Origin of the sequence: Streptomyces typhae, assembly GCF_009755605.1 — a bacterium.
Classification (GTDB): domain Bacteria; phylum Actinomycetota; class Actinomycetes; order Streptomycetales; family Streptomycetaceae; genus Streptomyces; species Streptomyces typhae.
This window is the reverse complement of sequence record NZ_WPNZ01000028.1, coordinates 17,103-41,526: the sequence shown is the minus strand read 5'-3', so window position 1 is coordinate 41,526 and position 24,424 is coordinate 17,103. Positions and strand designations below refer to the sequence as shown.

Genomic DNA, 24,424 nt, shown 5'->3' with positions numbered 1-24,424 from the left:
CTCCGTACGAGTTTTCGGCCGTGTGCGATCGGCGGGTCGGCGGCTCGGTGTGTCAGCGGGTCAGCGGCATCGCGGCCAGCTCCGCCACCACCCAGGTGACCGGCCCGAACACCGCGAACAGCGCCCCCGCCCGCAGCGCGGCACAGCCCCGCAGGAGCGCCGCGGGGGCCCCGAGGCGCAGCAGGGCCGCCGTGGTGTCCGCTCGCGCGTGCTTGGCCTCGACCGCGGCCGTGGCCAGGGTCAGGAGGGCGCAGCCCGCGACGAGCAGTGCGCCGAGCGTGGTCAGCGGGCCGACGGCCGATCCGTCGCCGCCCGTGCCGGCGTACAGCGTGCTCGCCGTGTACGCGCCCGACGCCACCGCGCACACGACGCCGAGGGGGCGGCCGATGCGCCGGGCCTCCTGCTGGAGCACGCGCCCCGCGAGCAGCCGCAGGGCTCCGGGGCGCGCCGCTTGCAGCAGCCTTCCGCAGAGATGGGTGAGGGCGGGCCCGGCGAGGGCGAGACCGATGGCGGTGAGGCCCCAGCCCGCGAGGGCGCCGACGGGGCTCCCGCCGAGGCCGCCGGGCATCCGTGCGCCCGGTTCCGCGCCGCCGCGGGTCGCGTAGGTCTCGGCGGCGAGGCCCGCGGTGAGCAGCGCGACGCCCCAGGGCAGGCCGCCGGGTACGGCGCCGGGGCGCCCGGGGGCGTCCGGCTCGGGCGCGGTGCCGGGGCGGGCCGGTCGGGGGCGGAGGAGCAGGGCGCTGGCGACGGACGCGGCGAGCGGTACGAGGGCGAGCAGCGTCAGGGTGGCGGCGAGCGGCAGCGGCCGGTCGGCGGCGAGGAGTTCGGGGGCCGCGCCGTCGAAGGGCAGGCCCGTGAGGTCGCCGCGCAGGTGCAGGAAGAAGAGCAGCGCCACCATCGAGCCGAGGGTGCAGGCCACGGCCGTCGTCATGGCGGCGATCACCATGAGCCGGCCGGGCCCGAGGCCGATGGCCGCGAGTCCCGGGCGCGGTTTGGTGCCGGGGTCGGTACGGGCCACGGTGACGGCGAAGTACACCGTGGCGGCGAGCGGAGCTGTGCACCAGGCGAGCCGCAGGGCCGACCCGGTGGACGCCGGGTGGCTGAGCGCGTACGCGAGGGTGCAGAGCAGCAGGAAGCCGGTACCGGCCGACGCGGCCGCGACGAGGAGGCGTCGCAGCTGGACCAGGGGGTGAGCGCCGCGCGCTAGACGGAGAGCGAGCACGCGGCCCGGCCTTCGGTGTCGGAGCCGGGGGTGGCGGAGCTGTCGGGAGCGGCTTGGGCCTCCGGGGTGCCGGGGGCCTGGGGGGTGCCCGGGGTCTGTGGGGTGGCGGAGGCGTCTGGGGTATCTGGGGCAGATGTGGCACCGAGGGCAACTGGAGTGGCAGAGGCGTTGGAGGCACCTGGGGTGGCAGAGGCGTTGGTGGCGTCCGGGGTGTCGGAGTCCTGGGCGCTGGTGGCGTTGTCTGCGCTGGAAGGGGCTGTGGTGCTCATGGCGTCTGCGGTGCCTGCGGTGCCCCCAGCGTCTGCGGTGCCCCCAGTGCCTGTGGTGCCTGCGGTGCCTGTGGTGCCCGCAGTGCCTGTGGTGCCCGCAGTGCCTGCGATGCCCCCAGCGTCTGCGCTGCCTGCAGTGCCTGCGCTGCCCGAGGTGCCCGTGGTGTCTCCGGCGCCCGTGGTGCTCATGGCGTCTGCGGTGCCCGCGGTGCCTGCGCTGCCCGCGGTGCCTGTGGTGCCCGCGGTGCCTGTGGTGCCCGCGGTGCCTGTGGTGCTCGCAGTGCCTGCGATGCCCCCAGCGTCTGCGCTGCCTGCAGTGCCTGCGCTGCCTGCAGTGCCTGTGGTGCCCGCGGTGCCTGCGCTGCCCGCGGCGCCTGCGGGCACCGCAGTGCACTCAGCGCTCGTGCGCTGAAAGGTGCCCACAGCCTCGGCAGCGGCCACAGCGACCGTCGTGCCGACAGCGACCTCCACGCCGCCGGTGACCCCGGCACCGGGGGTACCCCCTGCACCAGGGGTACCCCTAGCACCGGCGCCCGCCTCCACGTCGGGGGCGCCGAGATCCTCCTCCGGCAGTCGTACCGTCCGCACCCGCCGCCCGTCGAGCAGTGACACCGTGCGGTCGGCGAGGGACGCCACCTCCGCGTCGTGGGTGGCTAGGACGACGGTGATGCCGTGGGAGCGGGCCGCGGTCGTCAGGGTGCGCAGGACCTGTGCGCGGTCGGCGCGGTGCAGGGGCGCGGTGGGCTCGTCCGCGAACAGTACGGACGGCGCGCAGGCCAGGGCGCGGGCGATGGCGACGCGCTGCCGCTCGGCCTGGGTGAGGGCACCGGGGCGCTTGTGCGCGCAGCCGCCGATGTCGAGGCGCTCCAGCCACTCGTGGGCGGCGGTGCGGGCGCTGCGCCGGTGGCCGCCGCGCAGCATCAGGCCGAGCGCGGCGTTCTCCCAGGCGTTGAGTTCCGGTACGAGCCGGGGCTCGGGGTCGATCCAGCCGAAGCGGTCGCGGCGCAGACGTTCGCGCACCAGGGGGCCCATGGTGTGCACGGGGGCGGAGTTGAACCACACCTCGCCCTCGCGGGGCAGCAGTTGACCGGAGAGGCAGCGCAGCAGCGTCGTCTTGCCGCTGCCGCGCGGACCGCCGACGGCGAGGATCTCGCGCTCGCGGACACCGAGCGAGACGCCCGTGAGCGCGGGGGAGCCGTCGAGTGTGACGTGCAGGGCGCGTGCCCACAGCACGTCGTTGTCCGGCTGGGCCACCATGGCGTACACCTCGGTTCAGTCAGAATGCCTCCCCTGTACGGGGGAACGAAGGCTGGGCCGATCGGTCACTGGGCACGCTAGGTAGTCGGCGCCGGGGGCCGGACATGGACGCGGCCCGGGTGCGCAAGTCTCATCCGAATTCTCACTCGGACGGTCGCACCCGGGCCGCGTACGGGCCGCGTACGGGCCGCGTACAGCTGGATCGGATCGGGTCAGATCTTGGTCCAGGCCTCCGTGAGGACCTGCCGCACGATGCCCTCGATCTCGTCGAACGTGGACTGGTCCGAGATCAGCGGCGGCGACAGCTGGATGACCGGGTCACCGCGGTCGTCGGCGCGGCAGTACAGGCCGTACTCGAAGAGCTTCTTGGAGACGAAGCCGTAGAGCACCCGCTCCGACTCCTCGTCGGAGAAGGACTCCTTGGTGGCCTTGTCCTTGACGAGTTCGATGCCGTAGAAGAAGCCGTTGCCGCGGACGTCGCCGACGATCGGCAGGTCGTGCAGCTTCTGCAGGGTCGTCAGGAACGCGCCCTCGTTGTCGAGGACGTGCTGGTTGAGGCCCTCGCGCTCGAAGAGGTCGAGGTTGGCGAGGCCGACGGCGGCGGAGACCGGGTGGCCGCCGAAGGTGTAGCCGTGCAGGAAGGTGTTGTCGCCCTTGTAGAACGGCTCGGCGATGCGGTCCGAGATGATCGCGGCGCCGATCGGGGAGTAGCCCGAGGTCATGCCCTTGGCGCAGGTGATGATGTCGGGGACGTAGCCGAACTTGTCGCAGGCGAACATCGTGCCGAGGCGGCCGAAGGCGCAGATGACCTCGTCGGAGACGAGCAGCACGCCGTACTTGTCGCAGATCTCCCGGACGCGCTGGAAGTACCCGGGCGGCGGCGGGAAGCAGCCGCCCGCGTTCTGCACCGGCTCCAGGAAGACGGCGGCGACCGTCTCGGGGCCCTCGAAGAGGATCTCCTGCTCGATCTGGTCGGCGGCCCAGCGGCCGAACGCCTCGGGGTCGTCGCCATGGATCGGCGCGCGGTAGATGTTGGTGTTCGGAACCTTGTGGGCGCCGGGGACCAGCGGCTCGAAGGGGGCCTTCAGGGCGGGCAGGCCGGTGATGGACAGGGCGCCCTGCGGGGTGCCGTGGTAGGCGACCGCGCGCGAGATGACCTTGTACTTCGTGTGGTTGCCGGTGAGCTTGTGGTACTGCTTCGCCAGCTTCCACGCGGTCTCGACGGCCTCGCCGCCGCCGGTGGTGAAGAAGACCTTGTTCAGATCGCCGGGGGCGTGGTGCGCGAGGCGCTCCGCCAGTTCGACGGCCGCGGGGTGCGCGTACGACCAGATGGGGAAGAACGCCAGGTCGGCGGCCTGCTTGGCGGCGACTTCGGCGAGCTCCCTGCGGCCGTGCCCGGCCTGGACCACGAACAGGCCCGCGAGACCGTCGAGGTACTTCTTGCCCTTGTCGTCGTAGATGTAGGTCCCTTCGCCACGCACGATGGTGGGAACGGGCGCGTTCTCGTACGACGACATGCGGGTGAAGTGCATCCACAGGTGGTCGTACGCGGTTCGGCTGAGGTCCTTGGTGCTCACGGCTATCGGGTTCCCCACATGTAGGTCTGCTTCTTGAGCTTGAGGTAGACGAAGCTCTCGGTGGAGCGCACGCCGGGGAGCGCGCGGATCCGTTTGTTGATGACTTCGAGCAGGTGGTCGTCGTCCTCGCAGACGATCTCGACCAGGAGGTCGTGGGAACCCGCGGTCATCACCACGTACTCCGCCTCCGGCATGGCGGCCACGGCGTCCGCGACCGGGTCCACGTCGCCCTCGACGTCGATGCCGACCATCGCCTGCCTGCGGAAGCCCACGGTGAGCGGGTCCGTGACGGCCACGATCTGCATCACGCCCTGGTCGAGCAGCTTCTGCACCCGCTGGCGCACGGCCGCCTCGGAGAGGCCGACGGCCTTGCCGATGGCCGCGTACGGACGGCGGCCGTCCTCCTGGAGCTGCTCGATGATCGCCAGGGAGACGGCGTCGATGGACGGATTCGTCCCGCCGCGGGAGCTGCTGGGGTCTGCGCTACGACTTGCCACGACTTCACTGTGCACGACGTCTCGTCTGTTCCGCAAGGTCGTAGCGATGAATTTCGTTGCTTCGAGAGTCTCAGTACACGGATTTCGCAGTTCTGGGTGGCCGGGTATGTTGAAAGCGTCGGTGTACGGACTAGGGTGGGTGTCTCACCCATTGGACAGGAGGGCTTGGCAGTGACCACCGAGCTGCGCCGTCTGCGCAACTACATCAACGGCGAATTCCGGGACGCGGCCGACGGGCGGACCACCGAGGTGATCAACCCGGCGACCGGCGAGGCGTATGCGGTGGCACCGCTGTCGGGTCAGGCCGACGTGGACGCCGCCATGAAGGCGGCGGCCGACGCGTTCCCCGCCTGGCGCGACCTCGTGCCCGCGGAGCGGCAGAAGGCCCTGCTGAAGATCGCCGACGCGTTCGAGGAGCGCGCCGAGGAGCTGATCGCGGCCGAGGTCGAGAACACGGGCAAGCCGATCGGACTCACGCGGTCCGAGGAGATCCCGCCCATGGTGGACCAGATCCGCTTCTTCGCGGGCGCGGCCCGGATGCTCGAAGGGCGCGCCGCCGGTGAGTACATGGAGGGTCTGACCTCCATCGTCCGGCGCGAGCCGATCGGCGTCTGCGCGCAGGTCGCGCCGTGGAACTACCCCATGATGATGGGCGTGTGGAAGTTCGCCCCGGCGCTCGCCGCGGGCAACACCGTCGTCCTCAAGCCGTCCGACACGACCCCGGCGTCGACGGTCCTGATGGCCGAGATCATCGGCTCGGTCGTGCCGCCCGGCGTCTTCAACGTCATCTGCGGCGACCGTGACACCGGCCGCGCCATGGTCGAGCACCGGACGCCCGCGATGGCGTCCATCACCGGCTCCGTGCGCGCCGGCATGCAGGTCGCCGAGTCCGCGTCCAAGGACCTCAAGCGGGTGCACCTGGAACTCGGCGGCAAGGCACCCGTCGTCGTCTTCGAGGACACCGATATCGCCAAGGCCGTCGAGGACATCTCGGTCGCGGGCTTCTTCAACGCAGGCCAGGACTGTACGGCCGCGACCCGTGTCCTCGTGCACGAGTCCATCCACGACGAGTTCGTGACGGCGCTTGCCAAGGCCGCCGCCGACACCAAGACGGGTCTGCCGGACGACGAGGACGTGCTGTTCGGCCCGCTCAACAACGCCAACCAGCTGAAGCAGGTGTCCGGCTTCATCGAGCGGCTGCCCGCGCACGCCAAGGTCGAGGCGGGCGGCCAGCGGGTCGGCGGGAAGGGCTACTTCTTCGCGCCGACCGTCGTCTCGGGCCTCAAGCAGGACGACGAGATCATCCAGCACGAGGTCTTCGGCCCCGTCATCACCGTCCAGTCCTTCACGGACGAGGCGCAGGCCGTCGAGTACGCGAACGGCGTCGAGTACGCCCTCGCCTCCTCGGTGTGGACCAAGGACCACGCGCGTGCGATGCGCCTGTCCAAGGCCCTCGACTTCGGCTGCGTGTGGATCAACACCCACATCCCGCTGGTCGCGGAGATGCCGCACGGCGGCTTCAAGAAGTCCGGCTACGGCAAGGACCTCTCGGCTTACGGGTTCGACGACTACACGCGCATCAAGCACGTGATGACGTCGATCGAGGGCTAGGCGCCGCGGGCGCAGCGTGAGCGGTCCGGTGGGTGCGTGCGCCGGGTCGCTCGCCGCGCGCCTTCCCGGCGGTGGGTGTGCCGGGTCGCTTGCTGTGCGTCTCCCCGGCGGTGCGTTTGCCGGACCGTTCGCTGTGCGTCCCCCTCCGGGTCCGTGGGGGTTGCTCGCGCAGTTCCCCGCGCCTCTGGTGGGGCGCGGCACGTGCCCGTCGGAAATGGTGTGACGCGCCTTCCGCCTCCGCGTACCGTGGTGAACGCGGGGGCGGCTCCCGTCGTGTGCTTCCTTCTTTCTTCTTCTGCAAAAAGATCCGTAGCGCACGCACTCTCCGCCCCCGCTTCTCGGCTCAAGGGGGAGGGGCGGGCTGCTGATGGCCGTCGACGAGCTCGCGGCGCTGCTGCTGCGGCGCCGGCAGAGTGTGCAGGTCGCGGGGCCCGACGAGGGGGCACAGGGCGCGGGGACCGCCGACGCGCGGGCGGCCGTCGTCGTCCTCGAAGCGGAACTCGCCGACCGGGGCCATCTGCTGACCGCCCCGCTGCGCCGCGCGCTCACCGGCCTGCCCGCCGCCGCGCTCGCCGCCACGGGAATGCGGCTGCTCGCCGATGTCGACGCCCTGCTGGGCTCCGACCGCACGCACGCGCCGCTGTTCGGTAGCTTTCCCGGCGTCGTTCCCTATCAGCACGCCCGCGACCGCTTCACCACCGTCGTCCTCGACCACCTCGCGTCCCAGCCGCACCAGCCCTGCATGGCCTGCGGCCTGCCCGGCCGCCGCGTCCGTGCGCTCACCCCGTGCGCGCACCTGCTCTGTGAGGGCTGCGTGGCGGCCTTCGAGGGCTGCTGTGAGCTGTGCTGCGGATGGTACGAGTGCCCGATCTGCGACAGCCGGTACGAGACCGACGGGCCGACCGATCCGTGGATCGACCCGGCGACCCACCGCCCCGCCGCCGCGCCCGGTGACGGCGGGAACGTGCTGCGCGCGCTCGGCCTCGGCGGACCCGGCGACGCCGCCGCCGAACTCGCCGCGCTCCTCGCCCGCCGTACGCCGCTGAGTCCGCAGGACCACGACGACCTCGTCCTGCTCCTCGGCCGGGTCGACGCGCGGGCCGCCGCCGACTGGCTGCCGCCGGAGATCCCGCTGCGCGAGAGCAAGGCCCTCGTGCTCGCCCCGCTTCTCGACGACCCGGCGACCCGGCCGCTCGTCGCCCGGTACGCCGACACCGCGACGGACGTGCTGCGGCTGCTCGTCGTGCGCTCGGGCGGCGACCCCGACCTGCTGGCCCTGCCCCGGCTGCGCGGTCTGCCCCGGCCGCTGCGGCGCGAACTGCTGTCGCTCCTCGGCTCGTTCGGGGCGCCGCGGCTCTGCGAGGACTTCGCGCGGCACCCGGCCGCCTGGAAGCGCGTGGGGGAGATCCTGCATCCCTATGAGGGGCTCGCGGGGCTCGCGGGGCATACCCGGGGCGCGCGGGACGAGCGCCACGCGCGCGTGGCGCTCGCCTTCGCCGTGCTGCGCGGCACGCGCCTGACCGACCCGGCGCTCACGGACGCCCTGCTCACCGAGGCCGCGCGGCACGACGACATCCGCCTGGACGGCGACCGCCTGCGGCACACCGGATGGCAGAGCCGGGTCGAGGCGGCGCTCGCCCGCTGGGACGTCGCCGCGGCCACCGCCCTGCTCCGCGACCGCCCTGGCGAACTACTGCGCCGTCTGGACGTGTTGCTGGCACGCTCCGGCGAGACCATGGTGCCCGCGGTGGTGGCCGAGGCGCTGGCGCACGCCCTGCCGCGGGCGGGCGCGGGGCCGCTGCTCGGGGCGTTCGGCCGGATGAAGGTCCGCGCGGAGCCGGGCCGCCGCCGTGTCTTCTTCCCCCGTGGCCGCGTCACCAAGGCCTTCGCCGTCGACGACGTGCGTCCGCCGCTGCCGCCGCGGGTGGCGTCCCGCGTCGCCGAACTCATCGAGGCGGAGGCGGTGCGGAGGCTTGCCCGTACTCCTGCTGTTGCGCGTGCGGGCGAGGAGGGCCGGGGCTCCGACGGCGGTGTCCCCGCGCGCGGGCGTCCGGAGCACCGTGAGGCCGGGGGTGACGGCGACGGTGGGCGGCCCGCGAGTGCCGCCGAGAAGGTGGAGCGGGCCCGCCACCGCCGTGTCGGCGGTACGGGTGCGAACGCGGGTACAGCTGCGGGTGCGGGGCCGGGTGCCGGTGCCGGTGCCGGTGTCCGGGACGACCCCGGTGCGGGGGACGGGAGCCGCGGCCGGGACCGGTCCGCCGGTGCCGTCGGACCGTACGGCGTCGCCGTGATCGATGCCGGGCTGCGGGATCTGCCCGTCCCGTTCGCCGAGCGTGCCTCCGCGGCGTCCCTGGTGTCCGTGCCGCGCGGCAGTTCGCTGCCGATGCCGGGCGACAGCGAGCGCGTGCGCCTGTTCCTGCACTGGATGCAGCCCAAGGGCGTGCGGGTCGACCTCGATCTGTCCGTGGCGCTGTACGACGACGCGTGGCGGTTCGTCGGGCTGTGCGACTACACGCAGCTGGAGTACGCGGGCGCCGCCGCCGTGCACTCCGGCGACCTGACCGCGGCACCCGCCCCGCACGGTGCCACGGAGTATCTGGACCTGGATCTGCCGCGCCTGGCCAAGGCGGGGGTGCGCTATGTCGTGCCCGCCGTCCTCTCCTACAACGACGTGCCCTTCGACCGGCTCCCCGACGCCTTCGCCGGGTTCATGGCCGTGGACGGGACGAGCGTGCGTCCCGCCGTCTTCGACCCGCGCACCGTCCGGCAGCGTTTCGACCTCGCGGGGGACGCCGCGCTGCGCGTACCGATGATCGTGGACCTGCGTTCGCGCCGCGCCTGGTGGGCCGACCTCACGCTGGCCACGGGCGAGGGCACGCACGACGTCTGGCGCTACCGCGCGGTCCTCGGCCGGGCGGGACACGACCTGGTCGACACCTTCGAGCCCGGCGGCCGCGCCACGCTCTGGGACCTGGCGTGCTGGACGGCGGCGGCCCGCACCGACGGCGACGTCCTGGTGCGCGGGCGCGGCCACGTCCTGTGGGGCTACCGGCGCGAGCCCGGCGAGCCCCGCGCGGACTTCGCCGTCCGCATCCGGGACGCCTGGGACCCCGACGTGCTGTGCGCGGAGCCGGACCTTGCGGGCCGACGGGTGTTCGTGGCCCTGGTGCAGGGGGAGTTGACCGGTGCCGAGGGGGTGGCGGCGGGGTTGGCGTACCGCCTGTTCCCCGGCACGCTCGACACGGCACCGCTGGAGCGCGTGACGGCGTCGGACCTGGCGGGGCTGCTCGTACCGGGTCCGGGTCCGGGTCCGTGACCGGACGTGCCGGGGCCCGACAAGGGGGATACCGGTGCCGTTGACCGGACGTGCGGGGTCCGGGGCCGCCTGTGTCCCGGTGTGCGGGCTCCGGGGCCACCTGCGTCCCGGCGTGCGGGGCCCGAGGCCGCCCGCACTCCGGCGTACCGGCCCGTGACCGGCAGCCCGGCAGCGCCCGTAGAGCCCCTGACCTGGACAGGGTGTCTCGCCCCGCGGACCGGCCACTCGACGCCTCGTCCATTGTCCCCGCCGGGCCGCCGGGGCATCCTGCCCAGGTGCCAGCCAACCGCGCCCCCTTCCGCCCCGCTCGCCGGACCGTCCTTCGCGCACTCGGCGGAGCCGCAGCCCTCGGCGGTCTCGCGGGCTGCGGGGTGCCCGCCGCCTATGTGGAGCCCGGTGACCGCGCGGCGGACGACCGCTCCGCCCGCGACAAGCGGCTCGTGTTCGCCAACTGGCCGCTGTACATCGACACCGCCGACGCCGACGGCACCGACAAGTCGCGGCGGCCCACGCTCGACGCGTTCGAGAAGCGCACCGGCATCGACGTGCGCTACACGGAGGAGATCAACGACAACGACGAGTTCTTCGGCAAAATCAGCCCGTCCCTGATGAACCACCAGGAGACGGGCCGGGACCTCGTCGTCATCAGCGACTGGATGTGCGCCCGCTTCGTCCGGCTCGGCTGGGTGCAGGAGATGGACCGCGCCCACCAGCCCCACGTCGACAAGTACCTGGACCCGCTGCTGCGCTCGCCCGGCTTCGACCGCGGCCGGGCCTTCACCGTCCCCTGGCAGTCGGGCATCACCGGCATCGCGTACAACAAGAAGCGCCTCGGCCGCGAGATCCGGCAGGTGTCGGACCTGTGGGCGGACGACCTCAAGGGGCGCGTCACCCTGCTGTCCGGCCTCGACGAGGCGTTCGCGCTCCTGATGCAGGGCGACGGCGTCGACATCACCCGGTGGCGGGACGACGACTTCCACCGCATGTGCGACCGGATCGAGAAGCTGGTCGACGGTCAGCACATCCGCCGGTTCACCGGCAACGACTACATCAAGGACCTGGCCGGCGGCGACGTCCTCGCCTGCCAGGCCTACAGCGGCGACGTCATCCAGCTCCAGGCCGACGACCCGGACATCGAGTTCGTCGTCCCCGAGGAGGGCGCGGAGCTGTGGGCCGAGTCCCTGATGATCCCCAACCGCGCCCGCCACAAGGCCAACGCGGAGCGCCTGGTCGACCACTACTACCGGCCCGAGGTGGCCGCGGAGCTGGCCGCCTGGGTCAACTACGTCTGCCCGGTGCCCGCGGCCCGCGACATCCTCGGCTCGGCCAAGGACAAGGACCTCGTGGCGCTCGCCGAGGACCCGCTGATCTTCCCCGACGGCCGGATGCGCGAACGGCTCGCGATCGCGAGGGACATCACGTCCGGGGAGCGCACGGAGTTCGCGAAGCGCTGGAACTCCATCGTCGGGTTGTAGCAGGCCCGGCCGTGTGATCGGGAGAGACGTGGACGACGTGATCGGCCCGGCTGTGACGTGCGGGGTCGGCCCGGCCGTCACGCCCCGGGCCGGGCCGCCACCGCGTCCCACGCCGCCATCGCCCGGTCCACCGTCCCGTCCAGGCAGGCGTGGCTCGCGCCGTCGCGGGCCTGTACGGACATGCCCTGGATGACGGTGTTGTAGAAGACCGCCATCGCCTCCGTGTCGGTGCCGGCGGGGAGTTCGCCCTCACGGACGGCCCGCTCCAGGCGGCGCGCCATCATCTCGGTGCCCGCCCGCCGCCAGGTCGCGAGGTGGTCCCGTACGGGCGCGTTCACGGACGAGCAGTTGGTCGCCGCCAGCACGATCATGCAGCCGCTCGGGCTGCCCTCCTGGGCGTACGCGAGGGCGTTGTGGCGCAGTACGGCCTCCACCGCCTCCTTGGCGGAGGGGAGTTCGGTGAGCGCGCGGGTCATCGGGGCGCCCTCCGTCGCGTTGTAGAGCTCCACGGCCTCCTTGAACAGGGCCTCCTTGCAGCCGAACGCCGCGTACAGGCTGGGCGAGGCGATGCCCATCGCCGAGGTGAGGTCCGTCATCGACGTGGCCTCGTACCCCTGCTCCCAGAACACCTCCATGGCCCGGCGCAGCGCCGCGTCCCGGTCGAACGCCCGCGGTCGTCCGCGTCCCGCCACGCTCCTCGCCTCCTCTGTGCCGTCGATTGCTGTGCTCGTCGATTTCTGTGCCGACTGACAAATATAGGGCTTGACGTGCCGTGGCGCGCGTGTGAAAGTTTCTGTGCCGATCGACACAGAAATCGGCGAGAGCGATTGCTCGATCACGTACGAAGAGATGTGGGGCTGGGGATGACGGACCTCGTGGGCAAGGTCGCGCTGGTGACGGGCGGCAGCAGGGGCATCGGCGCGGCGATCGTGCGGCGCCTGGCGCGGGACGGGGCGGACGTGGCGTTCACCTATGTGAGCCCGGCGGGGAAGGCGAAGGCGGAGGAAGTCGTCGCCGCCGTGGAGGCCGCGGGCCGGCGGGCGGTGGCCGTGCAGGCCGACGCGGCGGACCCGGACGCGGTGCGCGCCGCCGTGGACCGCGCCGCCGCCGAGCTGGGCCGCCTCGACATCCTGGTCAACAACGCGGGCGTGTGGTCGGACGGCCCCTTCGAGGAGGTGTCGCAGGCGGAGGTGGACCGCGTCCTCGCCATCCACGTCCGGGCCGCGTTCGTCGGCGCCCAGGCCGCGTCGCCGCACCTGCCGGAGGGCGGGCGCATCGTGAGCATCGGCAGCAACCTCGCGCTGCGGGCGCCGTTCCCCGGCGTCGTCCTGTACGCGATGAGCAAGTCCGCCCTCGGTGGCTTCACCAGAGCACTCGCCCGCGAGCTCGGCCCGCGCGGGATCACCGTCAACGCCGTCCACCCCGGCTCGACGGACACGGACATGAACCCGGCCGACGGCGAGAACGCCGACCACCAGCGCGGACTGTCCGCGCTCGGCCGGTACTCGCACGCCGACGACATCGCGGCGACCGTCGCCCACCTGGTGGGTCCCGGCGGGGGCACCATCACGGGTGCGGAGCTCACGGTGGACGGCGGGGCGAACGCTTAGGCCGCAGCCCGAACGGCGAGGGCCCGGCCCCCGCCCGAACGGCGGGGGCAGGGCTCAGACCCTCAGCGCCGCGTCCACGATGCGCTGCGCCACCGGGTTCCGGTCCTCTCCCTTGGCGTCGGTGGAGTTCACCGAGTAGACGAGGACGGTGGACAGGTCCCGGGTGGCCGCCACGACGGAGCTGTAGCCGTGGCGGCTGCCCGTCTTCACCCAGACGATCCGCCCGTCCGGGGCCCGGTACCGCATGAGACCCGCGCTCATGGTGGCGCCCTTGATGTGCGACGGCACCGTGAACATCTCCTCGAGCTGCGGCTTCGGCACGATTTGGCCGCTGAACAGCCGGAACGTCAGCCGCTCCAGGTCGGCCGTCGTGGAGATCATGTCGCCCCCGGCGAACCGGTCCCGCTGGACCCACTCCGTCACGTCGACGAGACGGGTCCCGCCACCCGGTTTCGGTACGGCCTGGTAGCCCCGGTTGTGCGGTCCGTGGATGTGACGGTCGGTGCCGGGGAATGAGGAGTGCCGCATGCCGGCGGGGCGCAGGACGCGGCGGGTGGCCTCGCTCTCGTACGTGTGCCCGGTGACCTTCTCGATCAGGAGCCCGAGCAGGGTGTAGTTGATGCCCAGGTACTCCTGCCGGGTCCCCGGGGCGTGCGCGGGCCCCTTGGCGATGGACGAGGCGGCGACCTCCTGCGGCTGGAGCGTCTCGAAGCGGTGCGCGTACGACTCCGCGAAGTTCGTGCCGAGGGAACGGCCCGGCCGCAGGCCGCTGGAGTGGTTGAGCAGTTGCCGTACGGAGATGGGCTCGCGGAAGGCCTGGGCGTTCGGCGCGAAGAGGCGCGGCAGATAGCGCTGCACGGGGGCGCCGAGGTCGACCTCGCCCTCGGCGGCGAGTTGCAGCACGACCGCCGCGGTGACGACCTTGGTGGTGGAACCGGCGCGGAAGCGGGCGTCGGGGTCGGCCTTGCGCCACGTCACCAGGTCGTGCACGCCGGAACTGCCGCGCCAGGTACCGTTCCTGCCGCTGACGCGGACGAGCGCGGCGGTCGCGTCGGCGTCGGGAAGCCCGGCGATCGCCGCCCGCAGGGCCTTGGCGTCGGGGCGGGAAGCGGACGTTTCCGTGGCAGCGGCGGCAGGGGTGTCGGCCAGGGCGGGCGCCATCGCGGTGGAGGTGAGGCCGAGGGCCAGGACGGTGGCGACGGTGGCGGGGAGTCCGGCGCGGACGGGCATGGGCTGCTCCAGGGTGGTGGGCGGCGGGGTTCGCTCTCCATCCTGGGTGGCGGGTGCCGAAGGGGGGATCGTCACTGGGGAGGGGTGGCCCCTGAGGTCACCACAGGGGCCAACAGCCCCTCGCTTCAGGGGAGTTGGGGGGATGTTCCCCTAAGGGCTACGGGGAGGGCCGGGGGTCCCGTAAGGGCTACCGGGGGTCCGAGAGTCCCGCAAGGGCTACCGGGAGGGCCGGGGGTCCCGGGACAGCTCCTCCGTGAGGACGTCGAGGCGGTTGGTGGTGATCGAGTCCACGCCCAGGGCGAGGAGCCTGCGCATGGTGCGCCGGGTGTCGGCGGTCCACGCGGAGATCAGCAGACCGTCGGCGTGCACCCGGTCGACGAGGTCCCGGCTCACCAGGCCGAAGCGGTAGTTGAGCCACCGCGGGGCGATCGCGGCGAGCAGGGCGGGCCGGGGCGGCGCGAGGGTCCCCCAGGTCAGGGCGATCTCGGCGGCCGGGTCTGCGGCGCGGAGCGCGAGCATCGCGGCGGGGCCCGCGCAGTAGTACGTGCGGTCGGCGGCCCCGCAGCCGGCGACGATCCCGACGACGGTGCGTGCGGTCCCGGGCGTCGCGTCCGGCAGGTCCACCAGGACGCGGTGCCCCGCCGTCGCCGCGAGGGCCTCTTCGAGGGTGGGCACCCCGCCGCCGGTGAGCCCGCGCACCTCGTCCGCGGACAGGGCTGCCAGCGGCCGCTCGTGCTCCCAGAGTCGTTCCAGGCTCGCGTCGTGCAGCAGTACGGGGACGCCGTCCCGGGTCGGGCGGACATCGATCTCCACGGCGTCCGCGCCGCGTTCGAGCGCCGCGCGCAGGGAGGGGAGGGTGTTCTCGCGGACGCGGTAGGGGTCGCCTCGGTGGGCCACGGCAGTCACGGTGCGCATGGGGTCATTGTGGCCGGTCGTGGCTCACGGCCCACGGGGCGGCCCGGCGCCGGGGGTGCCGGTGCCGGGCCACGCCGAGAGATGAGAGGTCTGAGCCGTGAGCCGTGAGCCGTGAGCCGTGAGCCGTGAGCCGTGAGCCGTGAGCCGTGAGCCCTGGGCCCTGGGCCCTGGGCCGTGGGCCGTGAGCCCTGGGTCAGGAGGCCAGCCAGGTCTCCGTGTACGAGTCGATCTCCGCGGTAATGCGGTCCTTGCCCGCCCGGTCGAGGAAGGACGCCTCGACGGCGTTCTTCGCGAGGGCGGCGATGCCCCGCTCGTCCAGGCCGAGGAGGCGGGCGGCGACGGCGTACTCCGTGTTGAGGTCCGTGCCGAACATCGGCGGGTCGTCGGAGTTGACGGTGACGACGACGCCCGCGTCCACGAACTGCTTGATCGGGTGTTCGTCGAGGGTGGTGACGGCGCGCGTCGCGATGTTCGACGTCGGGCAGACCTCCAGTGGGACGCGGTGCTCGGCGAGGTGCGCGAGGAGCTTCGGGTCCTTGGCGGAGCTGGTGCCGTGCCCGATGCGCTCGGCGCGCAGGTGCGTCAGGGCGTCCCAGACGGTCTCGGGGCCCGTGGTCTCGCCCGCGTGCGGCACCGAGTGCAGGCCTGCGGCGATGGCCCGGTCGAAGTACGGCTTGAACTGGGGGCGGGGTACGCCGATCTCGGGGCCGCCGAGGCCGAAGGAGACCAGGCCCTCGGGGCGGATGCCGTCGGTGGTGGCGAGCCGCACGGTCTCCTCGGCCGCCTCGGTGCCCGCCTCGCCCGGGATGTCGAAGCACCAGCGCAGGACCACGCCCAGCTCGGCTTCGGCGGCCTTGCGGGCGTCCTCGATGGCGGCCATGAAGGCGCGCTCCTCGATGCCGCGGCGGGTGGAGGAGAAGGGGGTGACGGTCAGCTCGGCGTAGCGGACGTTCTGCCGGGACAGCTCGCGGGCCACCTCGTAGGTGAGGAGCTGGACGTCGTCGGGGGTGCGGATCAGGTCCACCACGGAGAGGTAGACCTGGATGAAGTGGGCGAAGTCCGTGAACGTGAAGTAGTCCGCGAGGGCCTCGATGTCCGTGGGGACCTTGGAGTCGGGGTGGCGGGCTGCGAGGGCGGAGACGATGCGGGGGGAGGCGGAGCCGACGTGGTGGACGTGGAGTTCGGCCTTGGGCAGGCCCCCGATGAAGGCCTGTGCCTGCGCCTGTGTCTGCGCGGCGGGCGGTGTGAGGTTGTCGGTCATCGTTCCTCCCCGGAACACGGTGTGATCGGCTGATCGGTGACCCCCTGGGGGTCGGGGTCATCGTAGGCCTCGGGGTCGAGGGGTCAGCGCAGGCGTCTTCTCGCTTCCATCAGAGCGAAGCCCAGCAAGTTCGCGCCCCGCCAGGTCTCCGGGTCCTCGATCGCGGGGTCGTCCGCCGCCAGGCCCACGCCCCAGACGCGGTCGACGGGGCTCGCCTCCACCAGGAGGCGTTCGCCGGTGCCGAGGAGATACGCCCTCAGGGCGTCGTCGGCGGCGAACTTGTGGACCGAGCCCTCGGCCACGATCCCGAACCGCTCCCGGGCCCAGACCGACTCGTCGAAGCCCCGCACGAGGCGTCCCGCCCGCTTCGCCTCGGCGGGCGTGCGGGCCGTCAGCGCCGCCCGCTCGGCGTCCGCGTCGCCGAAGAGGCGGGCCTTCGCCGCCATCATCCAGTGCTCCGCCGAGGCGTAGGCGACGCCGTCGGCCGTGAACGGGGACGGCCACCACTGGCTGAGGCAGCTCGGGCCGAGCGTGCCGTCCCGGCGCGGGGTGTGCCCCCAGAAGTACAACGGCTTCAGCCGCACTCCCGCCCGGCGTGCGGAGAGCAGTGCCTCCACCGAGCGAATCTCCGCCGTGTCCGGTGCCGAAGGGGCCGCCTCGTCGTTCATGCACGCCACCCTGGCACGCACCACTGACATTCCGTCCCTGCTTTTCCACGCCGACTCGACACCTGGTCGACAGGGGGCGACAGATTTCGTCGCGTAACCAAATGGCAACTACGGAATCACTTGTTGGACTATCGGCCCTCTGTCAGGATCGGCACTCAATTCGATCTGGAGCGACGCCGGCCCTCTCGGGACGGGGCGGTCGGCGGAGGAGAGCGTCATGCACACATTCCAGGCGCGGGACCGGTTCGCGGACGGCGCCCAGCACATCGCGGGACGCCTCACCACCGGCACGTCGGGCCGTACCCACGCGGTCGTCGACCCGGCCACCGGCACGGAGGTCCTCACGTACGAGCTGGCGGGCGCCAAGGACGTGGACGCCGCCGTGGAGGCGGCGGGACGCGCGTACGAGGGCTGGTCGACGGCGAGCCCCGGCGAGCGCTCCGACGCCATGCACCGCTTCGCCGCCGAGCTCTCCGCGCGCGCCGAGGAGCTGGCGCAGGCCGAGTCCCTCCAGTGCGGCAAGCCGATCAAGCTGAGCCGCGAGTTCGACGTGCCCGGGACCATCGACAACACCGCGTTCTTCGCGGGCGCGGCCCGGCACCTCCAGGGCCAGTCGGCGGGCGAGTACGACGGCGGCGACCACACCTCGTACGTCCGCAGGGAACCCCTCGGTGTCGTCGGCTCCGTCGCGCCCTGGAACTATCCGCTCCAGATGGCCGCCTGGAAGGTCCTGCCAGCCGTCGCGGCGGGCAACACCATCGTCCTGAAGCCCTCCGAGCTGACCCCCTTCACGTCCCTGCTGTTCGCCGAGGCCGCCACCGCCGCCGGCATCCCCGACGGCGTCGTGAACGTCGTCACCGGGGCGGGCAAGGACGCCGGGGAGCACCTCGTGGGGCACCCGGACGTCGTCATGACCTCCTTCACCGGGTCGACCGGCGTCGGCAAGCGCGTCGCCGAGATCGCGACCGCCACCGTGAAGCGGATCCATCTGGAGCTGGGCGGCAAGGCGCCCTTCGTGGTCTTCGACGACGCCGACCTGGAGTCCGCCGTGCACGGCGCGGTCGCGGGCGCCCTCATCAACAGCGGCCAGGACTGCACGGCCGCCACGCGCGCGTACGTGCAGCGACCGCTGTACGACGCCTTCGTCGCGGGCGTCGCCGACCTGATGGCGACGGTACGGCTCGGCGACCCCTTCGATCCGGCGACCGACCTCGGCCCGCTCATCTCGCACGCGCACCGCGACCGCGTCGCCGGATTCGTCGACCGGGCCCGCTCCTACGCGCGCGTGGTCACCGGCGGCCGGGCGCCCGCGGGCCGCGGCGCGTACTACGAGCCCACGCTCGTCGCGGACGCCGCCCAGGACAGCGAGGTCGTACAGGCGGAGATCTTCGGCCCGGTCCTCGTGGTGCTGCCCTTCGACTCCGACGAGGACGGCATCCGGCTCGCCAACGACACCCCCTACGGGCTCGCCGCCTCCGCCTGGACACGCGACGTCTTCCGCGCGAACCGCGCGACACGCGAGATCAAGGCGGGCTGCGTGTGGGTCAACGACCACATCCCGATCCTCAGCGAGATGCCGCACGGCGGCTACAAGGCGTCCGGCTGGGGCAAGGACATGTCCGCCTACTCCTTCGAGGAGTACACGCAGATCAAGCACGTCATGTTCGACAACACCGCGGTGGCGAGGAAGGACTGGCACCGCACCGTCTTCGGGGACCGTTAGCCGCCGCTCACCCTCCCGGAAGGGCAACCAAGCGCATGGAGAGCACGGAGAGTTACGAGCCGGACAGCCTGTCCCCGGCCCAGATGGCCGCCCTGCACCGAAGCCTGCGCGGCAGCCCGAGCGGCGGCCCGAGCGGCGTCCTGCCCGGCGCCCGGCCGGGCCCCGGCCGCCGTTCGGTGCTGCGTGCCGCAGGCGGCGGCCTGCTCGCCGCGGGCGGCTTCGGCGCGCTGAGCGCCTGCGGCATCCCCGCCGCCGGAAAGAGCGAGGGCGGCATCGCCGCGGACGACCGCTCCGCGAAGGAGAAGCGCCTCGCCTTCTCCAACTGGACCGAGTACATGGACGTCGACAAGAAGAAGCGCCGTCCCACCCTCGACGCGTTCACGAAGCGCACCGGCATCGAGGTCGAGTACACCGAGGACATCAACGACAACAACGAGTTCTTCGGCAAGGTCAAACCGCAGCTCGCCGCGGGCCAGGACACCGGCCGCGACCTGATCTGCGTCACCGACTGGCTCGCCGCCCGCCTCATCCGTTTCGGCTGGGTGCAGAAGCTGGACCCCGCGCAGCTCCCGCACGCCTACGCCAACCTGTCCGCCCAGTTCCGCTCCCCGGACTGGGACCCGGGCCGCGCCTACTCCTACCCCTGGACCGGCATCTCCACGGTCATCGCGTACAACAAGAAGGCGACCGACGGGGAGAGGATCACGTCGGTGTCGCAGCTCCTCGACGAGCCGAAGCTGAAGGGGCGCGTCGGCTTCCTCTCCGAGATGCGCGACACCATGGGGATGGTCCTGCTCGACCTCGGCAAGGACCCGGCGAAGTTCACCGACGACGACTTCGACGCGGCCGTCGCCCGGCTCCAGAAGGCCGTCGACAAGAAGCAGGTCCGCCGCTTCACCGGCAACGACTACACCGCCGACCTCGACAAGGGCGACCTCGCCGCCTGCGTCGCCTGGGCCGGTGACGTCGTCCAGCTGGGGCTCGCCAACCCCGACATCGAGTTCGTCGTCCCCGAGAGCGGCTACATCACCTCGACCGACAACCTCCTGATCCCCAACAAGGCACGCCACAAGCGCAACGCCGAGCGGCTCATCGACTACTACTACGAGCCGGGCCCCGCGGCCCGCCTCGCCGCGTACATCAACTACGTGTGCCCCGTGGACGGCGTCCGCGACGAACTGGCGAAGCTCGACCCCGAGGCCGCCGCGAACCCGCTGATCCTGCCCGACAAGGCCATGGCCGCGAAGTCGCACGCGTTCCGGTCCCTCACTCCCGAGGAAGAGACCGCGTACGAAGGCGCCTTCGCCAAGCTGACCGGCTCCTGAAGCCCTCACCCACCGACCTCTTCTGGACGCCCACATGACGACTGCGCACGACCACGGCGGCGACGTCCGCCTGACCGGGATCAGCAAGACCTACGGCTCCTTCACCGCCGTCCACCCGCTCGACCTCACCGTGCCCCAGGGCTCGTTCTTCGCGCTGCTCGGCGCCTCCGGATGCGGCAAGACCACCACGCTGCGCATGATCGCGGGCCTGGAGGAGCCGAGCACCGGCACCGTCCGCCTCGGCGAGCAGGACGTCACCGCGCTGCCGCCCTACAAGCGGCCCGTGAACACGGTCTTCCAGTCGTACGCGCTCTTCCCGCACCTCGACATCTTCGAGAACGTCGCCTTCGGTCTGCGCCGGCGCGGCATCAAGTCGGTGAAGAAGCAGGTCGGCGAGATGCTCGACCTCGTACAGCTCGGCGAGCAGGCCCGCAGGAAGCCGCATCAGCTCTCCGGCGGCCAGCAGCAGCGCGTCGCCGTCGCCCGCGCCCTCATCAACCACCCCAAGGTGCTCCTGCTCGACGAGCCCCTCGGCGCTCTCGACCTCAAGCTGCGCCGCCGGATGCAGCTCGAACTCAAGCGCATCCAGACCGAGGTCGGCATCACCTTCGTGCACGTCACGCACGACCAGGAGGAGGCCATGACGATGGCCGACACCGTCGCCGTGATGAACGGCGGCCGCGTCGAGCAGCAGGGCACGCCCGCCGACCTGTACGAGAACCCGCGCACCACGTTCGTCGCCAACTTCCTCGGCACGTCCAACTTCATCGGGGCCGAGGTGGCGGAGGTGAGCGGCGACGACGTGATCCTGAAGGCGGGCGGCGGGAAGCTGACGCTGCCCAGGGCGCGCTGCCCGGCGCCCGTCACCACCGGCGGCACCGTCCTCGCCGGCGTACGCCCGGAGAAGATCTCGCTCACGCACGCCGACGACGCGGGCACGATCCCCTCGGGCCGCAACCGCATCACGGGCCGCATCACCGACTCCAGCTTCATCGGCGTCTCCACGCAGTACGTCGTCGACAGCCCCGCCTGCGAGGCCTTCGAGGTGTACGCGCAGAACATCGAACGCGACTCCCGGCTCGTCCCGGGCGCCGACGTCGTCCTGCACTGGAACGCCGCGCACACCTTCGGCCTCGACGCCGAGCAGTCCCCCTTCGCCGGGACCACCGGCCCGGCGGGCGCCGACAAGGCCGAGGAGGACGCGTGACGACCCGTTCCGAGGCCGCGCCCCCCGGGACCGACGAGGCCCCGGCGCGCCCGGCCCGCCGGCGCGGCCGCCTCGTCCCCTACTGGCTGCTGCTCCCCGGCATCCTGTGGCTGCTCGTGTTCTTCGCGCTGCCGCTCGTCTACCAGGCGTCGACGTCCGTGCAGACCGGCTCCCTCGAAGAGGGCTACAAGGTCACCTGGCACTTCGCCACCTACTGGGACGCGCTCGGCGACTACTGGCCGCAGTTCCTGCGCTCGGTCCTGTACGCGGGTGCCGCCACCGTCCTGTGCCTGCTGCTCGGCTATCCGCTGGCCTATCTCATCGCGTTCCGCGCGGGCCGCTGGCGCAATCTGATCCTCGTCCTCGTCATAGCGCCGTTCTTCACCAGCTTCCTCATCCGCACGCTCGCGTGGAAGACGATCCTCGCCGACGGCGGCCCGGTCGTCGGCGCCCTGAACAGCCTGCACATCCTGGACGTCACCAGCTGGCTCGGCGCCACCGACGGCGACCGGGTCCTCGCCACTCCGCTCGCGGTGGTCTGCGGTCTGACGTACAACTTCCTGCCGTTCATGATCCTGCCGCTCTACACCTCCCTTGAGCGCGTCGACGGCAGGCTGCACGAGGCCGCGGGCGATCTGTACGCCCGTCCCGCCACGACCTTCCGCAAGGTGACGCTGCCGCTGTCCATGCCGGGCGTCGTCTCCGGCACCCTGCTCACCTTCATCCCGGCGGCGGGCGACTACGTCAACGCCGATCTGCTCGGCTCCACCGACACACGCATGGTCGGCAACGTCATCCAGACGCAGTTCCTGCGCATCCTCGACTACCCGACGGCCGCCGCGCTCTCCTTCATCCTGATGGCCGCGATCCTTTTCATGGTGACCTTCTACATCCGCAAGTCGGGGACGGAGGATCTCCTCTGATGGCCGCCCGTTCACCGCTCTCGCCGTTCGCGGCATTCTTCCGGCTGCTGCGCAGGAATGTCGTCGTCCTCGCCGGACTGGGCACGCTCGGCTATCTCCTGCTGCCCAATGTCGTGGTCACGGTCTTCTCCTTCAACAAGCCGAAGGGCCGTTTCAACTACTCCTGGCAGGAATTCTCGACGGACGCCTGGAAGGACCCCTGCGGCGTCGCCGACATGTGCGGATCGCTCTCGCTGAGCCTGCAGATCGCGTTCTGGGCGACGCTCGGCGCGACCGTGCTCGGCACGATGATCGCCTTCGCGCTCGTCCGCTACCGGTTCCGGGCGCGCGGCGCCGTGAACTCGCTGATCTTCCTGCCGATGGCGATGCCCGAGGTGGTCATGGCCGCCTCGCTGCTCACGCTGTTCCTCAACATGGGCGCTCAGCTGGGCTTCTGGACGGTCCTGATCGCACACATCATGTTCTGTCTGAGCTTCGTCGTGACGGCGGTGAAGGCGCGCGTGATGTCCATGGACCCGCGTCTGGAACAGGCCGCACAGGACCTCTACGCCGGACCCGCGCAGACCTTCCTGCGGGTCACCCTGCCGATCGCCGCGCCCGGCATCGCCGCGGGCGCGCTGCTCGCCTTCGCGCTCTCCTTCGACGACTTCATCATCACGAACTTCAACGCGGGCTCGACTGTGACGTTCCCCATGTTCGTCTGGGGATCCGCGCAGCGGGGCACACCCGTTCAGATCAATGTGATCGGTACGGCGATGTTCCTGATCGCGGTCCTGCTGGTGGTGACAGGGATGCTCGTCGGAAAGCGCCGCGCCAGGAAATCCCGCTGACCAAGAATTCCACGTGCCACATTCCGAAGGAGTTGGAAATCATGGCCCCAAGCGCCATGACCCGCTGGACCAAGTCGCTCGCCGAGGCCAAGCCGGTCTCGTTCTGGCTGGACGACCCGGGGAAGCCCGAGCCCGAACCCGCCCTCGTCGGCGACGAGACCTGCGACCTGCTCGTGGTCGGTGGCGGCTACAGCGGCCTGTGGACCGCCCTGCTCGCCAAGGAGCGCGACCCCGGCCGTGACGTCGTCCTCGTCGAGGGCCGCGAGATCGGCTGGGCCGCGTCCGGCCGCAACGGCGGCTTCTGCGCCGCCTCCCTCACCCACGGCGTCCCCAACGGCCTGGCCCGCTGGCCGAAGGAGATCGCGAAGCTGGAGGAGCTCGGCGCCCGCAACCTCGACGGGATCGAGGCCGCCGTCGCCCGGTACGGCATCGACTGCGACTTCGAGCGCACCGGCGAGATCGACGTCGCCACCGAGCCGCACCAGCTCGCCGAACTCCACGCGATGTACGAGGAGATGGCGGCCCTCGGCCTCACCGGCACCGCCGAACTCCTCGACGAGGACGCCCTGCGCGAGCAGGTCGACTCGCCCACGTTCCTCGGCGGCTTCTACGACCGCGACGGTGTCGCCATGCTGCACCCGGCGAAGCTCGCCTGGGGCCTCAAACGCGTCTGCCGCGACCTCGGCGTACGCATCCACGAGCACACCCCGGCCCTGGAACTCGCCTCGCCCGGCACCGGCATGGCGGTCCGCACCCCCTACGGCAGGGTCTTCGCCCGCCAGGTCGCGCTCGGCACGAACGTGTTCCCCTCCCTGGTCAGGCGCGTGCGCCCGTACACCGTCCCGGTCTACGACTACGCCCTGATGACCGAGCCCCTCGACGCCGACCAGATGGCCGCCGTCGGCTGGCGCAACCGCCAGGGTCTCGGCGACGCCGCCAACCAGTTCCACTACTTCCGGCTGTCGGCCGACAACCGCGTCCTGTGGGGCGGGTACGACGCCGTCTACCCCTTCGGCGGCAAGGTGCGCGCCGAGTACGACCACCGCCCGGAGACCTACGCGAAGCTCGCGGGCCACTTCTTCACCTGCTTCCCGCAGCTGGAAGGGGTGCGCTTCACGCACGCGTGGGGCGGCGCGATCGACACCTGCTCGCGGTTCTCGGCGTTCTTCGGCACGGCGTACGGGGACCGGGTCGCGTATGCCGCCGGGTACACGGGCCTCGGTGTCGGGGCCACCCGGTTCGGCGCCGATGTCATGCTCGACCTGCTCGCGGGGGAGCGCACCGAGCGCACGGACCTGGAGATGGTCCGCTCCAAGCCGCTGCCGTTCCCGCCGGAGCCGCTCGCCTGGGCCGGGGTGGCGCTCACGAAGTGGGGCCTCGCGCGGGCCGACGCCAACGCGGGGCGGCGCAATGTGTGGCTGCGCGCGATGGACCGGATGGGGCTCGGCTTCGACAGCTGATCCTGACAGCCCTGACAGCCCTGCACATCCCTGCACAGGTGTTCCCTT

18 protein-coding genes and 1 pseudogene are annotated in these 24,424 nt (G+C 72.1%); 10 read left to right on the top strand and 9 right to left on the bottom strand.

All coding sequences use genetic code 11. The features are described 5' to 3' along the window. Nucleotides 1-52: 52 nt before the first annotated feature. The 4 genes and pseudogenes from GPA10_RS35455 to GPA10_RS35440 all read right to left on the bottom strand — a co-directional run bounded on the left by GPA10_RS35455 (nt 53) and on the right by GPA10_RS35440 (nt 4,837). Nucleotides 53-1,222: a hypothetical protein gene (locus GPA10_RS35455; RefSeq protein ID WP_343041680.1), complete on the bottom strand. Its 1,170-nt coding sequence runs from the start codon at nt 1,220-1,222 to the stop codon at nt 53-55. Nucleotides 1,223-2,058: 836 nt separating this feature from the next. Then, nucleotides 2,059-2,748 (bottom strand): annotated as a pseudogene (locus tag GPA10_RS35450) (ABC transporter ATP-binding protein); the annotation flags it as partial. 212 nt (nt 2,749-2,960) lie between these two features. Next, on the bottom strand, nt 2,961-4,343 hold the full coding sequence (locus tag GPA10_RS35445) for an aspartate aminotransferase family protein (RefSeq protein ID WP_198550270.1): 1,383 nt from the start codon (nt 4,341-4,343) through the stop codon (nt 2,961-2,963). Further along, complete coding sequence (locus GPA10_RS35440; protein WP_079086229.1) at nt 4,328-4,837, bottom strand: Lrp/AsnC family transcriptional regulator; 510 nt, start codon at nt 4,835-4,837, stop codon at nt 4,328-4,330. Before GPA10_RS35440 ends, GPA10_RS35445 begins: the two co-directional genes overlap by 16 nt. Before the next feature lie 156 nt (nt 4,838-4,993). Between GPA10_RS35440 and GPA10_RS35435 the strand changes: the two genes are divergently transcribed. The 3 genes from GPA10_RS35435 to GPA10_RS35420 all read left to right on the top strand — a co-directional run bounded on the left by GPA10_RS35435 (nt 4,994) and on the right by GPA10_RS35420 (nt 11,224). After that, nucleotides 4,994-6,433: a gamma-aminobutyraldehyde dehydrogenase gene (locus GPA10_RS35435; RefSeq protein ID WP_343041699.1), complete on the top strand. Its 1,440-nt coding sequence runs from the start codon at nt 4,994-4,996 to the stop codon at nt 6,431-6,433. 367 nt (nt 6,434-6,800) lie between these two features. After that, nucleotides 6,801-9,749 (top strand): hypothetical protein, encoded by a 2,949-nt coding sequence (locus GPA10_RS41955; RefSeq protein ID WP_198351797.1) that lies wholly within the window; start codon nt 6,801-6,803, stop codon nt 9,747-9,749. Between the two features lie 275 nt (nt 9,750-10,024). Then, nucleotides 10,025-11,224 carry a polyamine ABC transporter substrate-binding protein gene (locus GPA10_RS35420; protein WP_343041678.1) on the top strand — a complete coding sequence of 400 codons (1,200 nt, stop codon included), beginning with the start codon at nt 10,025-10,027 and terminating at the stop codon, nt 11,222-11,224. A 77-nt stretch (nt 11,225-11,301) separates the two neighbouring features. Here the strand turns inward: GPA10_RS35420 and GPA10_RS35415 are convergent, their stop codons facing one another. After that, nucleotides 11,302-11,916: a TetR/AcrR family transcriptional regulator gene (locus GPA10_RS35415; protein WP_343041677.1), complete on the bottom strand. Its 615-nt coding sequence runs from the start codon at nt 11,914-11,916 to the stop codon at nt 11,302-11,304. Nucleotides 11,917-12,087: 171 nt separating this feature from the next. Between GPA10_RS35415 and GPA10_RS35410 the strand changes: the two genes are divergently transcribed. Then, complete coding sequence (locus GPA10_RS35410; protein WP_157169042.1) at nt 12,088-12,834, top strand: SDR family NAD(P)-dependent oxidoreductase; 747 nt, start codon at nt 12,088-12,090, stop codon at nt 12,832-12,834. Between the two features lie 54 nt (nt 12,835-12,888). Here the strand turns inward: GPA10_RS35410 and GPA10_RS35405 are convergent, their stop codons facing one another. The 4 genes from GPA10_RS35405 to ybiA form a co-directional block, all read right to left on the bottom strand. Then, the gene (locus GPA10_RS35405) at nt 12,889-14,064 is read right to left on the bottom strand and encodes a serine hydrolase domain-containing protein (protein WP_157169041.1); all 1,176 of its coding nucleotides are present in this window, start codon (nt 14,062-14,064) and stop codon (nt 12,889-12,891) included. Between the two features lie 216 nt (nt 14,065-14,280). Beyond that, complete coding sequence (locus GPA10_RS35400; protein ID WP_157169040.1) at nt 14,281-14,979, bottom strand: glycerophosphodiester phosphodiesterase; 699 nt, start codon at nt 14,977-14,979, stop codon at nt 14,281-14,283. Nucleotides 14,980-15,172: 193 nt separating this feature from the next. Continuing rightward, nucleotides 15,173-16,240 (bottom strand): adenosine deaminase, encoded by a 1,068-nt coding sequence (locus GPA10_RS35395; protein WP_058847427.1) that lies wholly within the window; start codon nt 16,238-16,240, stop codon nt 15,173-15,175. A gap of 83 nt (nt 16,241-16,323) precedes the next feature. Then, nucleotides 16,324-16,908: a riboflavin biosynthesis intermediates N-glycosidase gene (gene ybiA, locus GPA10_RS35390; protein WP_246260358.1), complete on the bottom strand. Its 585-nt coding sequence runs from the start codon at nt 16,906-16,908 to the stop codon at nt 16,324-16,326. A 217-nt stretch (nt 16,909-17,125) separates the two neighbouring features. On the opposite strand from ybiA, the gene GPA10_RS35385 reads away from it, so the two are divergent. Genes GPA10_RS35385 through GPA10_RS35360 form a run of 6 tightly spaced genes read left to right on the top strand, consistent with a single transcriptional unit; the run spans nt 17,126 to nt 24,376 of the window. Then, the gene (locus GPA10_RS35385) at nt 17,126-18,631 is read left to right on the top strand and encodes a gamma-aminobutyraldehyde dehydrogenase (protein ID WP_157169038.1); all 1,506 of its coding nucleotides are present in this window, start codon (nt 17,126-17,128) and stop codon (nt 18,629-18,631) included. Between the two features lie 35 nt (nt 18,632-18,666). Further along, on the top strand, nt 18,667-19,956 hold the full coding sequence (locus GPA10_RS35380; RefSeq protein WP_198351796.1) for a polyamine ABC transporter substrate-binding protein: 1,290 nt from the start codon (nt 18,667-18,669) through the stop codon (nt 19,954-19,956). 34 nt (nt 19,957-19,990) lie between these two features. Next, nucleotides 19,991-21,163: an ABC transporter ATP-binding protein gene (locus tag GPA10_RS35375; RefSeq protein WP_157169037.1), complete on the top strand. Its 1,173-nt coding sequence runs from the start codon at nt 19,991-19,993 to the stop codon at nt 21,161-21,163. Continuing rightward, the gene (locus GPA10_RS35370) at nt 21,160-22,086 is read left to right on the top strand and encodes an ABC transporter permease (RefSeq protein ID WP_343041676.1); all 927 of its coding nucleotides are present in this window, start codon (nt 21,160-21,162) and stop codon (nt 22,084-22,086) included. Before GPA10_RS35375 ends, GPA10_RS35370 begins: the two co-directional genes overlap by 4 nt. Continuing rightward, entirely contained in the window at nt 22,086-22,916 is an 831-nt protein-coding gene (locus tag GPA10_RS35365) for an ABC transporter permease (protein ID WP_157169036.1), read from the top strand. Before GPA10_RS35370 ends, GPA10_RS35365 begins: the two co-directional genes overlap by 1 nt. Nucleotides 22,917-22,957: 41 nt before the next feature. Continuing rightward, nucleotides 22,958-24,376, top strand: coding sequence for an NAD(P)/FAD-dependent oxidoreductase (locus GPA10_RS35360; RefSeq protein ID WP_157169035.1), 1,419 nt, complete (start codon nt 22,958-22,960; stop codon nt 24,374-24,376). Nucleotides 24,377-24,424 lie beyond the last annotated feature (48 nt).

Excerpts from the sequence above, each read along its gene's own strand:
- GPA10_RS35395 (WP_058847427.1), bottom strand. The coding sequence starts at position 16,240 with ATGACCGACAACCTCACACCGCCCGCCGCGCAGACACAGGCGCAGGCA.
- GPA10_RS35365 (WP_157169036.1), top strand. The coding sequence starts at position 22,086 with ATGGCCGCCCGTTCACCGCTCTCGCCGTTCGCGGCATTCTTCCGGCTG.
- GPA10_RS35380 (WP_198351796.1), top strand. The coding sequence starts at position 18,667 with ATGGAGAGCACGGAGAGTTACGAGCCGGACAGCCTGTCCCCGGCCCAG.
- GPA10_RS35410 (WP_157169042.1), top strand. The coding sequence starts at position 12,088 with ATGACGGACCTCGTGGGCAAGGTCGCGCTGGTGACGGGCGGCAGCAGG.
- GPA10_RS35405 (WP_157169041.1), bottom strand. The coding sequence starts at position 14,064 with ATGCCCGTCCGCGCCGGACTCCCCGCCACCGTCGCCACCGTCCTGGCC.
- GPA10_RS35375 (WP_157169037.1), top strand. The coding sequence starts at position 19,991 with ATGACGACTGCGCACGACCACGGCGGCGACGTCCGCCTGACCGGGATC.
- GPA10_RS41955 (WP_198351797.1), top strand. The coding sequence starts at position 6,801 with ATGGCCGTCGACGAGCTCGCGGCGCTGCTGCTGCGGCGCCGGCAGAGT.
- GPA10_RS35400 (WP_157169040.1), bottom strand. The coding sequence starts at position 14,979 with ATGCGCACCGTGACTGCCGTGGCCCACCGAGGCGACCCCTACCGCGTC.
- ybiA (WP_246260358.1), bottom strand. The coding sequence starts at position 16,908 with ATGAACGACGAGGCGGCCCCTTCGGCACCGGACACGGCGGAGATTCGC.
- GPA10_RS35385 (WP_157169038.1), top strand. The coding sequence starts at position 17,126 with ATGCACACATTCCAGGCGCGGGACCGGTTCGCGGACGGCGCCCAGCAC.
- GPA10_RS35360 (WP_157169035.1), top strand. The coding sequence starts at position 22,958 with ATGGCCCCAAGCGCCATGACCCGCTGGACCAAGTCGCTCGCCGAGGCC.